The sequence below is a fragment of the Streptomyces sp. NL15-2K genome, from assembly GCF_030551255.1.
Lineage (GTDB): Bacteria > Actinomycetota > Actinomycetes > Streptomycetales > Streptomycetaceae > Streptomyces.
In genome coordinates this window covers 2,515,274-2,528,206 of sequence record NZ_CP130630.1, presented here as the reverse complement: position 1 = coordinate 2,528,206, position 12,933 = coordinate 2,515,274, and the positions used below count along the sequence as shown (strand labels likewise).

The window sequence follows — 12,933 nt, the reverse complement described above, 5'->3', positions numbered from 1 at the left end:
AAGCTGACCCTGAAAGCACCGGGCGCCCACGGCCCGGACCGACACCCGGTGGTGAGCCAGATGGTTCTCGGGAGCGACCTCAGGCGGGGGAACACGACAAGGGGACGCGGCCCAGGGGCGGCAGGACGGGGTACGGCGATCGTGGCCGCCCTGGTTCTCTTCCTCGCCCCGGCCCTCGCGGCGTGCGGCGACGACGAGGGAGGCGGCGGCAGCGCGACGCCCCCCACTCCGTCCGTCGAGCAGACGACTCCGGGCGAGACGCCGGCCGCGACGGCGCCCGCCGACACCGCGGCGGCCGAGCGGGAGATCAAGCAGAACTGGCAGAAGTTCTTCGACCCGGCGACCTCCCTGAAGGACAAGCAGACCGTCCTGGAGAACGGCGACCGGATGGCCCCGGTCCTGCGGGCCTTCAGCGGTGACGCGCGCGGCGGGCAGGTGCAGGCCCAGGTCACCAAGGTCGAGTTCACCTCGCCGACGGAGGCGAACGTGACGTACACGCTGACCCTGAAGGGCGCCACCGCCCTGCCCGACGCGGCGGGGACGGCCGTCGAACAGGACGGCACCTGGAAGGTGTCCGCGAAGACGCTGTGCGCGCTGGTCCAACTGAGCGGCAATGGGTCCGCGTCGCCGATCCCGGGCTGCTGAGGTCGCCGCCGCGGTCCTGTTGCTCGCCCTGAGCGCGGGCTGCGGCAGCCGCCTCCCGGAGAGCGACTTCGAGCGCGACGACCGGACAACCGCGCCCGCGCGAAGCGACGACACGCCCCTCCGGGTCGGCATCATCACCAGCGCCACCAGCCCGGTCGGCGGCAACGCCTTCACCGGCCCGCGCGACGGCGCCAAGGCCTACTTCGACCGGCTCAACGCGCGCGGGGGCATCGACGGCCGCCGGATCGAGGTGCGGCTGTGCGACGACGGCGGCAGCGGCGTGGGCAACAACACCTGCGTGCACAAGCTGATCGACGAGGACGAGGTCGTCGCTCTGGTCGCCACCACCGCCCTCGACTACGCGGGCGCCTCCCGCGTCTCCCGCGCGCGCGTGCCCGACATCGGCGGCCAGCCCATCGGGGCCGCCTACGACACCTGGCCGCACCTGTACAGCATCTACGGCAGCCTGGCGCCCCGCGGCGGTTCCACCGGCTGGGACGGCAAGCAGTACGGCGGCACGGAGGTCTACCGCTACTTCAAGCGCGAGCACGGCGCCCGTACGGCCGCCGTCGTCTCCTACAACCAGGCCGCCTCCGCCAACTACGCCTCACTCGTCGAGCGGGGCCTGAGGGCCGAGGGCTACAAGGTCGTCACCGAACAGGTCGACTTCGCGCTGCCCAACTTCCGTGCCGTGGCGGCGGACCTCGAGGAACAGGGCGCCGACCTCGTCTTCGACGCCATCGACACCCATGGCAACGCCCGGCTGTGCAAGGCGATGGACGAGGCCGACGTCGAGGTCACCGCCAAGGTGACGAACGTACAGAACTGGACCTCCACCGTCCCCGGGGACTACGAGGACGCCCCGCGCTGCCGCAACGCCCTGTGGGCGACCGGATCCAGCCGCAACTACGACGACACCCGGCACGAGGCCGTACGGGAGTTCCGCGAGGCGACCCAGGGGCTCAAGACGCACTCCCAGTGGCAGCTCGAGGGCTGGGCAGCGGCCAAGTGGTTCACGGACGCGGCCGCATCGTGTGCGAAGACGGGCATCACGCGCGCGTGCGTCGACGACTTCGTCAACCGCAGCGAGGGGTACACGGCGGGCGGCCTGCTGATCCCCGTCACGTTCGAGCGGCTGCCCGAACCGCCGAAGACCCGCAGGACCTGTCTGTCGGTGGCCCGCTGGGAGGACGGCCGGGGATGGGTCTCCCAGGGGGACATGAACAGCACGTGCTTCGACGTGCCGCAGCTGTCCTATCGGCCGTGACGGCGGCGTAGGGGCAGCCGTGACAGGCAACCAAAACGCCCGATCGTTGGTCTGACCGGACACGACCGATCAAGCACGACGGATCAAGGAGGAACCGCACCGTATGACGATGCCCGTCCCGCGGGTGGCACCGCTGCGCGCCGACTGCGTCGCAGACTCCGCGGGTGGACTGACCTTCGACGTCACCGCGCGCGGAGCGAGCGGGGTGGCGCACCTCGTGCTGCGCCGACGCGACTCGCATGAGGAGGTCAGTCTTCCGCTGGCCCCGGTCGCCGGTGGCCGCCTGCGCGCCGCCCTGCCCAGTACCGTCGCCCTTCCCGAGGGCCGCTGGGACGCCTACGCGTGCGTGGCCGACCGCGAGCCGCAGCGCCTCGCGCCCGGCGTCACCGACCTGCGCTCGCTCGCCGCCCGTACGCCGAGCGGCGCCCGCGGCCACGTCGCCGTCCGCATCCCGTACGCGACCCGGCAGGGCAACCTCACCGTCCGCAGCTGGCTGCGCGCCCCGCACGCCGAGGCGGGGGAACTGCGCCTCCAGGGTGCCGAACTGACCGTACTCGGGCGCGTGTACGGCACCGCCCTCGCCCGGGACGCGTACGCCGAACTGCGCGACCGGTACGCCCCGGACCCCGCCCGCCGCACCGAAGTCGCCGTCGACCACGCCGACTTCGGCTTCTCGGTGGCGTACGCGCGGCTGGCGCCCGGCATCTGGGACCTGTGGCTGCGCCCCGGGGGAGCGGCGGGGCCGCAGGTGAGGGTCGCGCGGCTTCTCGACGACATCGCCGACAAGAAGCCGGTGCTCACCTACCCCCGCACGCGCGTGCGGACGCCGTACGGGCCGGTGGAGGCGGGGCCGTACTACACACGGGACAACGACTTGTCCGTTTCCGTGACCGCCATGGCCCCTTGAGCCGCTTGATTCTCTTGAGATTCCCTTGAGGGCTTGAGGACAGCATCTGTCCGCAAGTGCTGGCAGACTCGGATCCATGTTGGACACCTCGGCACGACTGCTGCGCCTGCTCTCGCTCCTCCAGGCCCACCGCGAGTGGTCCGGCGCCGACCTCGCCGAGCGCCTCGGCGTCACCCCGCGCACGGTGCGCCGGGACGTGGACCGGCTGCGCGAGCTGGGCTACCCCGTCAACGCCAGCCCCGGCACGGGCGGCGGCTACCAGCTGGGCGCGGGCGCCGAGCTGCCGCCGCTGCTCCTGGACGACGACGAGGCGGTCGCCGTCGCCGTGGGGCTGCGCACGGCCGCCGGGCAGGGCATCGAGGGCATCGGCGAGACCTCCGTACGGGCGCTCGCCAAGCTGGAGCAGGTCCTGCCGGGCCGGCTGCGCCGCCGGGTGAGCGCCCTCAACGCCTTCACCGTGCCGATGCTGCGCGGCCCGAGGCCCTCCGCCGCCGACCCGGCCGTCCTCACCGAGCTGGCCAACCTCTGCCGGGACGCCGAACGACTGCGCTTCGAGTACCGGGACCACGAGGGCGCTTCCACCCGCCGTACCGTCGAACCGCACCGCCTGGTGTGCTCCGAGCGCCGCTGGTACCTGGTCGCCTGGGACGTCGACCGCGACGACTGGCGTACGTTCCGCGTCGACCGCGTCACCCCCAAGCCGCCGCACGGCCCGCGCTTCCAGCCGCGCAAGCCCCCTGCCGACGACCTGGCCGCCTATGTCTCCAAGGGCGTCTCCACGCGCGCGTACGCCTCGCACGCGGTCGTCCGGCTGCTCGTGCCCCTGGAGGAGGCCACCGAGGAGATCTCGCCGTCCGCCGGAACCTTGGAGGCCGAAACCGCCGACAGCTGCATCCTGCGCACCGGCGCCGCGAGCCTGGACGTGATGGTCATCCACGTGATGATGCTGGGCTTCGAGTTCGAGGTGCTGGAGCCGGCCGAGCTGACCGAGGCGGTCAGGACGGCTCGCGACCGGCTTGCTCGCTCTTTGGCTCGGGCTGGGGAGTCTCGGCCGCGTAATCCGGATAGTGCAGATCGAACGCCGGGGACTCCGAGCGGATCCGCGGCAGCACGGTGAAGTTGTGCCGGGGCGGCGGGCAGGAGGTCGCCCACTCCAGCGAGCGGCCGTAGCCCCAGGGGTCGTCGACGCCGACCTTCTCGCCGTACTTGGTCGTCTTCCAGACGTTGTAGAGGAACGGCAGCGTCGAGATGCCGAGCAGGAACGAGCCGATCGACGAGACGGTGTTGAGCGCGGTGAAGCCGTCCGCGGCGAGGTAGTCCGGGTAGCGGCGCGGCATGCCCTCCGCGCCCAGCCAGTGCTGCACCAGGAACGTGGTGTGGAAGCCGATGAACAGCGTCCAGAACTGGATCTTGCCGAGCCGTTCGTCGAGCAGCTTCCCGGTGAACTTCGGCCACCAGAAGTAGAAGCCGGCGAAGATCGCGAAGACGACCGTGCCGAAGACCACGTAGTGGAAGTGCGCGACGACGAAGTACGTGTCCGTGACGTGGAAGTCCAGCGGCGGCGAGGCCAGGATCACCCCGGACAGCCCGCCGAGCAGGAACGTCACCAGGAAGCCCGTCGCCCACAGCATCGGCGTCTCGAAGGACAGCGAGCCCTTGATCATGGTGCCGATCCAGTTGAAGAACTTCACGCCCGTCGGCACCGCGATCAGGAAGCTCATGAAGGAGAAGAACGGCAGCAGCACCGCGCCCGTGGCGAACATGTGGTGGGCCCACACCACCATCGACAGACCGGTGATCGCCATCGTCGCCGCGACCAGCGTCAGATAGCCGAACATCGGTTTGCGGCTGAAGACCGGGACGATCTCGGTGATGATCCCGAAGAACGGCAGCGCGATGATGTACACCTCGGGATGCCCGAAGAACCAGAACAGGTGCTGCCACAGGATCGCCCCGCCGTTGGTCGCGTCGAAGATGTGCGAGCCGAACCGCCGGTCCGACTCCAGGCACAGCAGCGCCGCGGCGAGCACCGGGAACGCCATCAGGATCATGATCGACGTGAACAGGGTGTTCCAGGTGAAGATCGGCAGACGGAACATCGTCATGCCGGGGGCGCGCATCCCGACGATGGTGGTGATGAAGTTGACCGCGCCCAGGATCGTGCCGAAGCCGGCCAGCGCGAGACCCATGATCCACAGGTCGGGTCCGACGCCGGGGGAGTGCTCGGCGCTGTTGAGCGGCGCGTAGGCGAACCAGCCGAAGGCGGCCGGCCCCGTGGGCACCAGCAGTGAGCCGAGGACGATCAGGCCGCCGAAGAGGAACAGCCAGTACGACAGCATGTTCAGCCGCGGGAAGGCGACGTCGGGCGCGCCGATCTGCAGCGGCATCAGCTCGTTCGCGAAGCCCGCGAAACTCGGCGTCGCGAACAGCAGCAGCATGATCGTGCCGTGCAGCGTGAACAGCTGGTTGAACTGGAAGTTGTCGACGATCTGCAGACCGGGCCGGGCCAGCTCGGCCCGCATCAGCAGCGCCATGACGCCGCCGATCAGGAAGAACACGAACGACGTGATCAGGTAGAGGTGGCCGATCTTCTTGTGGTCGGTGGTGATCAGCCAGTCGACCACCACCCGCCCGAGCTGATTCCCCGGCATGGGTCGTGCCGTCGCCTGCGCGGTCTGCGTCCCCATCGCTCGCTCGCCCCTTCGCTCGTCGCGCCCCGGGCCCGCTGAGCCCGCGCCACGCGTGGTCGCGAGCTCCCGTCATGATGCTCGCGCCGTCGCGTGCTCCGACTGGGGACGTACGGGGGGTTCTGTGCCGGAACCATGCATTTCCTATGCGGCCTCGGCTTCCGCCGGCCCGCCCGTAATCAGCGGGAAAAGGGGGGCGGGGGCGGTTCTCCGGGAACTTTCCGCCGGGCTTTTCCCGCAGTCGTGGCGACACGCGGGAATTGCGTTCGAATACCTGCGGAAGGCGTAGAGAACCGCTCATACGTGTGACGGAGTTCGACGGAAACGTGTGTCGTGATTCTGTGACAGAAGCGTGACCGGAGAGGGACGCGTGACCCGGGATGCGGGCCCCGACTTCCCCGGCCGCCGGACAGGGCCTAGCGTTGCCGTATGGCACCGATTCCGAGTCCTTCCGCCGAACCCGACGACAGTCCGGACACCTACGTGGGCCTCGATGCCGACAGCGCCGAGCGGCTCGCGCGCGAGCGGGGGTGGTCGACCGTGCGCTCGCTGCCGCCGGGGGCGATCATCACGATGGAGTACCGGGTGGGGCGGCTGAACTTCGAGGTGAAGGACGGCCGCGTGGCCCGGGCCTGGAAGGGCTGAGAGCCTGTGACACAGGCTCTGCTGCAGGACGACGACGGCCCCGGCTCCTAGGCCCTGTCGTCAAATTCCCGCCTGCCGCGCGACGCCAGGCACGCTCCCCCACTGCCTTAAAGGCGTGGGAGGTGCCCCCACTCGCCGCACCGGGCGCAGACCCACGTACAACCAGTACGAGGGCCTGCGCCCGGCGCGCCGAGAGCACGCACCTACGCGGACATCAGCCTCCCCCACTCTCGGCTTCGCTCGAGCGGGGGGACCCCCATCGCGGCGGGCGCGCGGCCCGCCCTTCGGGCGGACGACGGGAATTTGACGACAGGGCCTAGAAGGAGCCGGGGCCGTCGTGTGCGGGGGAGGGGTGCGTACCGGCCCCGCCGGCTCGTGTCAGCCGCCTGTGACGGGGCGGGCGGGCGATGTCGTACCGCGCACGCCGCGGTCCGACTGCGGTGGGCGGCGGCTGCCGACCGGGGTGACCGGTGTGCGCTCCGAGCGGGCCGTGTGCGGGCCCGGGGCCAGGTAGACCGGCGCCCGGGGCGAACGCGCCGCGGTCTCGTTCTGCCCGGCCGCATACGTCTTGACCAGCACGGGAGCCTCGACGGGCGACAGCGATGCCGGCACCGTGCTGCGGTGGCGGGCGCGCCAGCGGTCGCGCAGGTCGAAGATCCCGGCCTCGGCGCGGGCCATCAGCGGCTCGAACCACGGCAGGGCCAGCAGGATCAGCAGGCCCGCGACCCAGCCGAGGAGTACGTCGCTGAGCCAGTGCGTACCGAGGTAGACCGTGGCCATTCCGACGCCGAGCGAGACCACCGCCGACAGGGCGGACAGCCAGCGGCGCGCTCTCGGGGTGGAGGCCAGATACGCCAGGATGCCCCAGGTCACCACGGCGTTGGCGGTGTGGCCGCTGGGAAATATATCGCCGCCCAGGCCCATCTCGTTCGAGCCGATGGTCGTCGCGTAGTGAGGGCCGAGCCGGCCCATGCCGATCTTGGCCGCACCGACCGTGATGTTCAGCAGCAGCAGCGACGTGCCCAGGGTCAGCAGCGGGCGCAGCGTGTGCTGCCGCCAGGAACGCCAGCCCAGCCAGGCCGCGACCATCACCGCGGTCGGGCCGCGCTGGCCGAGCACCACGTAGTAGTCGACGAACCAGTGGATCCCCGCCCACTGCTGGTACGGCCGGAAGAACATGACCTGCCAGTCGAGGCGGACCAGCCACGAGGTGATCACCACGAGCCACACGATCGCCAGATAGAAGGCGAGAGCCCCGGCGAACAGCGCGACCCGGTGCCTACTCATCTTCGGCACATCGATGTGGGCCGGTCGTTCCGGCTCACGGTCGAGCCTGGCGAACACCCGGTCCAGACGGGTGAGAGTTCGTTCGGTACGCACCTAATCGACGTTACAGCGAGTGAGCGCAGTTGCCCTGCGAATCCACGGCTTTGTGATGACGATGTGATGTGGGATTCCTCTCAGGGAGAGGTTTATTTCTGAGGAATCCGCAAAGCCGGACGTCCGCTACCCTGCAATTCCTTTGATCGTTCCGGGTGGCGGTTTTATGGTGCTTATGAATTCGTTCACCGAATCATGGGCTGGAATTATCCGAGTGCTCATCGACGCCTCGGAGTCGATCATGGCGGACCGGAGCCGTTCAGCCAGAACGCCCCATATGTCGCACACGCCGCCGCGACGGTGCCCAGGACCAGCGCCGACCTGGGCGTACGCAGCCGGGCCAGGGCGAGCGCGAGGGGCAGCAGCAGGGGGAAGGCGGGCATCAGCAGGCGCGGTTTCGAGCCGAAGTAGCTCGACGCGCACAGGGCGAGCGCGGTGACGACACCGGCGTACACCAGCAGCGGGAGCGGCTGGGCCTGCCGTACGCAGACGACATACAGCCAGACCACCAGCCCGACCCCGACGATCAGCCCCACGCCCGCGAGGGCCGACGGAAGCGACGTGAACTTGTCGGCGACGAAGCGGGCGAAGGCGTAGCCGCCGTCGAAGCCGTTGCGCCAGCCGGCCTGGACGTCGAGATACCCGAGCGGGCCGTTGCCGGTGCGGTGGCCGACCCACAGGACGTAGGCCGCTGCGCCGAGCGGGGCGAGCAGCATGCCGAGGGCGCGACGCTTGGCGAGGCCGGGCGTGCCACGGTCCCGCCCGAACGAGGCGATCGCCGCCGCCCACACCGCCGCCACCACGGCGAGGCCCACCGGGCGGGTCAGGCCCGCCAGACAGGCCAGGGCGCCCGCCGTCACCCAGCGGCCGGTCAGGACCGCGTACAGCGACCAGGCGGCCAGCGCCGTGAACAGCGACTCGCTGTACGCCATCGACTGCACGATCCCGACGGGAAGCACGGCCCACAGCAGGACCGCGCAGACGCCCACCCGTCTCCCGCCACCACCCTTCCAAGGCCGCGCTTCGCGCCCTTCTTCATGGCTGCCGTACACATGATCCGCCACCGCGAAGATCCCCCAGGCCGCGGCGAGCGAGGCGAGCAGGGCGACGACGAAGCCCGCGTCGGCGTACGACAGCGGGGTCACCGCGGCCAGCGCCCGCTCCAGCCAGGGCAGCAGCGGGAAGAAGGCGAGATTGGAGTGCACGTCGCCGTTCGGCAGGCGCACCTCGTAGCCGTACCCCCGCTCGGCGACCCGCGTGTACCACAGCGCGTCCCAGCGGGCGGTCAGCAGTGTGTACGCGCTCTTGTCGCGCGCCGCGCTCCACAGCGCCAGCGCGAGCAGGCCCAGAGCGCGTACGGCCGCGTACCCGAGGAGGGCAGGGGCCGCACGGCGCAGGGCCGCGGCGCCGGGCGGAGCCGCGCGCGTCTCAAGATCGGTCACGGGCCCGATTATCGACCCCGTACGGAACCGGGCCGTCCGCCGGGGCGTGCTCGCGGCAGAGGGGAGTGGCGTACGCCACACACGTTCCGCACAGGTCTGAGAGGTCCGCCACTTGGTACCGGCACGGACTCGCGTACGCTGACGTGTCACTCGCCATTCGTTGCGCGGGCCGGAGACCACCGCTCCTCTCCGGCCGAGTCACGGGGAGTCCCCACCCCGTGAGCCCGCCGAATGCGAGGGAACATCTGGGAGGTACGTACATGTCCGGGACGACCACGGCCGCCATGGGGCTGCGCCGTCGGGCGGCCGGGGCCGGTGCCAACCGCTGGGTCGTCCTCGTCGTCCTCTGCGTCAGCCTGCTCCTCGTCGCCCTCGACGCGACCGTGCTGCACGTGGCGGTGCCCGCCGTCTCCGAGGACCTCAAGCCCGGCGGGATAGAGCTGCTCTGGATCGTCGACATCTATCCGCTGGTCTGCGCCTCGCTGCTGATCCTCTTCGGCACGCTCGGCGACCGCGTCGGCCGCAGACGGGTCCTCCTTCTCGGTTACGGACTCTTCGGCGTCGCCTCCGCCATGGCCGCCTGTGCCGACAGCGCCCAGGTGCTGATCGCGGCGCGGGCACTGCTCGGTGTCGGCGGCGCGATGATCATGCCCGCGACGCTGTCGATCCTGCGCCAGGTCTTTCCCGACCGGCGGGAGCGGGCGCTGGCGATAGGGATCTGGAGTGCGGTGGCCGCGGTGGGCGCGGCGGTGGGGCCCCTTCTCGGCGGCTTCCTCCTGGAGCACTTCTGGTGGGGATCGGTCTTCTTCATCAACATCCCGTTGATGCTGGTCAGCCTGCCGGTGGGGCGGCTGCTGCTGCCCGAGTCGAAGGGGGACGGCGACGGTCCCTGGGACGTGGTCGGCGCGCTGATGGCGGCGGCCGGGCTGTTCGGGATCGTGCTGGGCGTGAAGCGGCTCGGGGGCGGGGAACTGGGCCCGTTCACGGTGGTGCCGCTGGTGACGGGCGCTGCGCTGATCGTTCTCTTCGTGCGGCGTCAGCGGCGCCGGGCGCATCCCTTGGTGGACCTGCGGATGTTCGCGCGGCCGGCGTTCAGCACGTCGGTGGGGTGCATCGTGCTGGCGATGCTCGCGCTGGTGGGTCTGGAGCTGATCGCGGCGCAGTATCTGCAGCTGGTGCTGGGGCTGTCTCCGCTTCAGACGGGTCTACGGCTGCTGCCGCTGACGGTCGCCGCGATGGCGGCGGGCTTGGCGGGCGCGCGGATGCTGCGGCGGTTCGGGCCGCGGCTGATGGTGAGCCTCGGGTTCTGTCTCACGGCCGTGGCGGTGGTGCTGCTGACCGGGATGGGCGGGGAGGACAACACCGCTCTGATGCTGTTCGGGTTCGTGCTGCTGGGGTTCGGGCTCGAGACGACGCTGTTCGGAGCGTACGAGTCGATGCTGAGCGAGGCTCCGCCGGAGCAGGCGGGCGGGGCGGCGGCGATCGGCGAGACGTCGTACCAGCTGGGCGCGGGGATCGGGATCGCGCTGCTCGGCAGTGTGATGAACGCGGCGTATGCGCCCGGGCTCTCGTCCGTACCGGGGGTGCCGGCGGCCGCGTCGGCGGCGGCGGGGCATTCGCTGGGCGAGGCGTACGAGGTGGCCGGGCGGCTCGGGGGCGAGGCAGGCGTGGCCCTGCGCCGGACCGCTCAGGACTGCTTCGTGCACGGACTGCACGTGACGTTGCTGGTGAGTGCGGGGCTGTTGTTGCTGGGGGCGGTCATGGCGTTGCGGTTGCCGCGGGTCATGCAGTGCGGTGAGGCTGAGACCGAGGCGGTGGAGCTGCCCTCGCCGAGGGAGGTCGCCGAGTCCCGCGTCTCGGCTTGACTCCGGGGTCTTCCGGTCGTGCGTCGGCTCGTGCTGGGCAAGGCGCTCACCGGACTCGACGCGTTCCGGTGATGATCCGGTGAACCCTGCGCGGGGCAGGGCCGGTGAGCGGCCCTGCCTCAGCTCTGGTTGAAGAATCCGTCCGTCCGGTGCGCGGCCGGATCCCCGCTGACGATTTCCGTGTCGGCGGGGGTCAGCAGAAACACACGGTTGGACACGCGGTCGATGGAACCCCGCAGGCCGAAAATCAGCCCCGCCGCGAAGTCGACGACACGCTTGGCGTCGGCGGCCTCCATGGCCGTGAGGTTCACGATGACCGGAACGCCTTCGCGGAACAGTTCGCCGATGGCGCGGGCGTCCCGGAAACTGTCCGGGGTGACCGTGCCGATCCGGCGGCCCTTCTCCTCGGCCACGTCCGAGGCCACCTTGACCCGAGGGTCGGTGACCCAGGCATCCCCGGGCTCGGTCCCTTCGGAGTAGTCGTCGTCGTAGTAACGCTCGTCATCGTTGTCGTCAACGAGGCCCAGCCAGGCACTCGCCTTGCGCACCGATCCCATGGACGCCTCCTCTCACAGCGGTCATTCTTGCTTTCCGCATCCCTATGGTCATCCATGATGCGGACGGCGCGCCAAGTGGATAGACGCCGCGCGGGGGGTTTGTGACGGTACTGGTGCACAGCCAATTCGTCGAGAGTCCATGTGTCCCAAGGGTCCTGCCGTAAACGGCTGCTGACTGTGAGTGAAATATGATTCTTCACGGCGTACGGGTGATGGACGGTGCGTACGGGTGAACGAAGCGGTCGCTACGATGCCGCAGATCAGCGCAGCTCATCACGGCGGCTCGCCGCAGTTCAACGCCGTAGGCATCACGGGGGATCGTCTTGTTCGGAATCGTCAGGCCATGCCGTCACCGCCTGGGGGAGACCCTCAAGTCGCAGTGGATGGCCCATTTGTGCGGGCTGTGTCTCGCCCTGCGTAAGGACCACGGTCAGTTCGCGCGGGTGGTGACGAACTACGACGGCTTGCTGATATCGGTTTTGACAGAAGCTCAGGCCGAGCGCGGCGGTGCCGGCAGGCGTACGGCGGGACCGTGTCCGCTGCGCGGAATGCGTACCGCGTCCGTCGCGCACGGTGAGGGGGCGCGGCTCGCGGCCGCCGTCTCGCTGGTGCTCGCCTCGGCCAAGGTGCGCGACCATGTGGCCGACGGGGACGGGCTGCTCGCCCGACGGCCGGTGGCGCTCGCCGCACGCCGGGTCGCCGCGAGCTGGGGCGCCGCGGGGGCCCGTACCGGATCCGTCGTGGGCTTCGACACCGCCGTACTCGTCGACGCCGTGGACCGGCAGCTCGGCATCGAGGCGCTGGCCGGGCCCGGCACGCCCCTGCTGACCGTCACCGAGCCGACCGAGACCGCGACCGCCGCGGCCTTCGCGCACACCGCGGTCCTCGCCGGACGGCCCGGCAACGCCGATCCGCTCGCCGAGGCCGGACGGCTCTTCGGGCGGCTCGCCCACCTCCTGGACGCCGTGGAGGACAGGGAGACCGACGCCGCGTCGGGTGCCTGGAACCCGCTCACCGCGACCGGGACGTCCCTGGCGGAGGCCCGGCGGCTCGCCGACGACGCCCTGCATGGGATACGCCTCGCCCTGCGGGAGGCGTCCTTCTCGGACGGGCGGCTCGCGCACCGGCTGCTCGTGCACGAACTGCGCACCTCCGTGGACCGGGCCTTCGGCACCGCCTCCTGCGCGCACGGATCCGCGCCGTCCGGGCCGTACGCCCCGCCCGGTGGTCCGGGAGGGCCGCCGCTGCCTCCCCAGCCGCCGCGCCGCGACCGGCGCGGGCTGCTCGCGGGGTGCCTGGTCTGGGCGGGGCTCGCCTGCACGTGCCAGATGTGCTGCGGCGCGTACGAGGACCCCTGGAGCCGGGAGCGCAGGGAAGGACTGTGCGCCAACGCCGACTGCAGCGGTTGCGGCGACTGCTGCAGCTGCTGTGAGTGCTGCGGGAACTGCTGTGGTGACGACGGGTGCGACTGCGGTTGCGACGGCTGTGACTGCGGGTGCAGCTGCTGAGGGGAGGGCGCGCGTGTGAAGGCCGCCCGT

The 12,933-nt window shown here is 70.8% G+C and carries 10 protein-coding genes and 1 pseudogene; 7 read left to right on the top strand and 4 right to left on the bottom strand.

Going from position 1 to position 12,933, the window contains the following annotated elements; translation table 11 throughout:
• Window positions 1-60: 60 nt before the first annotated feature.
• The 4 genes from Q4V64_RS10840 (at window position 61) to Q4V64_RS10825 (ending at window position 3,936) form a co-directional block, all read left to right on the top strand.
• On the top strand, window positions 61-645 hold the full coding sequence (locus Q4V64_RS10840) for a hypothetical protein (RefSeq protein ID WP_124443376.1): 585 nt from the start codon (window positions 61-63) through the stop codon (window positions 643-645).
• The gene (locus tag Q4V64_RS10835) at window positions 614-1,912 is read left to right on the top strand and encodes an ABC transporter substrate-binding protein (RefSeq protein ID WP_124443377.1); all 1,299 of its coding nucleotides are present in this window, start codon (window positions 614-616) and stop codon (window positions 1,910-1,912) included. The genes Q4V64_RS10840 and Q4V64_RS10835 overlap by 32 nt, the downstream gene beginning before the upstream one ends.
• A gap of 103 nt (window positions 1,913-2,015) precedes the next feature.
• Window positions 2,016-2,819, top strand: coding sequence for a hypothetical protein (locus tag Q4V64_RS10830; RefSeq protein WP_303709818.1), 804 nt, complete (start codon window positions 2,016-2,018; stop codon window positions 2,817-2,819).
• A 76-nt stretch (window positions 2,820-2,895) separates the two neighbouring features.
• The gene (locus tag Q4V64_RS10825; protein WP_124443379.1) at window positions 2,896-3,936 is read left to right on the top strand and encodes a YafY family protein; all 1,041 of its coding nucleotides are present in this window, start codon (window positions 2,896-2,898) and stop codon (window positions 3,934-3,936) included.
• Between the two features lie 43 nt (window positions 3,937-3,979).
• On the opposite strand, the pseudogene ctaD reads toward Q4V64_RS10825, so the two are convergent.
• Window positions 3,980-5,470: pseudogene (ctaD, locus tag Q4V64_RS10820) on the bottom strand (cytochrome c oxidase subunit I); the annotation flags it as partial.
• A gap of 465 nt (window positions 5,471-5,935) precedes the next feature.
• Here ctaD and Q4V64_RS10815 point away from each other — a divergent pair.
• Window positions 5,936-6,151 (top strand): I78 family peptidase inhibitor, encoded by a 216-nt coding sequence (locus Q4V64_RS10815; RefSeq protein WP_124443380.1) that lies wholly within the window; start codon window positions 5,936-5,938, stop codon window positions 6,149-6,151.
• Window positions 6,152-6,529: 378 nt separating this feature from the next.
• On the opposite strand, the gene Q4V64_RS10810 is transcribed toward Q4V64_RS10815, so the two are convergent.
• Complete coding sequence (locus tag Q4V64_RS10810) at window positions 6,530-7,531, bottom strand: phosphatase PAP2 family protein (protein ID WP_124443381.1); 1,002 nt, start codon at window positions 7,529-7,531, stop codon at window positions 6,530-6,532.
• A gap of 239 nt (window positions 7,532-7,770) precedes the next feature.
• The gene (locus Q4V64_RS10805) at window positions 7,771-8,973 is read right to left on the bottom strand and encodes a hypothetical protein (RefSeq protein WP_124443382.1); all 1,203 of its coding nucleotides are present in this window, start codon (window positions 8,971-8,973) and stop codon (window positions 7,771-7,773) included.
• Window positions 8,974-9,233: 260 nt separating this feature from the next.
• Between Q4V64_RS10805 and Q4V64_RS10800 the strand changes: the two genes are divergently transcribed.
• Window positions 9,234-10,838 (top strand): MFS transporter, encoded by a 1,605-nt coding sequence (locus Q4V64_RS10800; protein WP_124443383.1) that lies wholly within the window; start codon window positions 9,234-9,236, stop codon window positions 10,836-10,838.
• 119 nt (window positions 10,839-10,957) lie between these two features.
• Here Q4V64_RS10800 and Q4V64_RS54910 read toward each other — a convergent pair whose 3' ends face one another.
• Complete coding sequence (locus tag Q4V64_RS54910) at window positions 10,958-11,395, bottom strand: cell division protein SepF (RefSeq protein WP_095749492.1); 438 nt, start codon at window positions 11,393-11,395, stop codon at window positions 10,958-10,960.
• A gap of 323 nt (window positions 11,396-11,718) precedes the next feature.
• Between Q4V64_RS54910 and Q4V64_RS10790 the strand changes: the two genes are divergently transcribed.
• Window positions 11,719-12,903 carry a DUF5685 family protein gene (locus Q4V64_RS10790; protein ID WP_124443384.1) on the top strand — a complete coding sequence of 395 codons (1,185 nt, stop codon included), beginning with the start codon at window positions 11,719-11,721 and terminating at the stop codon, window positions 12,901-12,903.
• Window positions 12,904-12,933 lie beyond the last annotated feature (30 nt).

Bases quoted from the DNA above. Each gene is read 5' to 3' on its own strand.
- Q4V64_RS10840 (WP_124443376.1), top strand. From the start codon at position 61: ATGGTTCTCGGGAGCGACCTCAGGCGGGGGAACACGACAAGGGGACGC.
- Q4V64_RS10835 (WP_124443377.1), top strand. From the start codon at position 614: ATGGGTCCGCGTCGCCGATCCCGGGCTGCTGAGGTCGCCGCCGCGGTC.
- Q4V64_RS10830 (WP_303709818.1), top strand. From the start codon at position 2,016: ATGACGATGCCCGTCCCGCGGGTGGCACCGCTGCGCGCCGACTGCGTC.
- Q4V64_RS10825 (WP_124443379.1), top strand. From the start codon at position 2,896: ATGTTGGACACCTCGGCACGACTGCTGCGCCTGCTCTCGCTCCTCCAG.
- Q4V64_RS10815 (WP_124443380.1), top strand. From the start codon at position 5,936: ATGGCACCGATTCCGAGTCCTTCCGCCGAACCCGACGACAGTCCGGAC.
- Q4V64_RS10800 (WP_124443383.1), top strand. From the start codon at position 9,234: ATGTCCGGGACGACCACGGCCGCCATGGGGCTGCGCCGTCGGGCGGCC.
- Q4V64_RS54910 (WP_095749492.1), bottom strand. From the start codon at position 11,395: ATGGGATCGGTGCGCAAGGCGAGTGCCTGGCTGGGCCTCGTTGACGAC.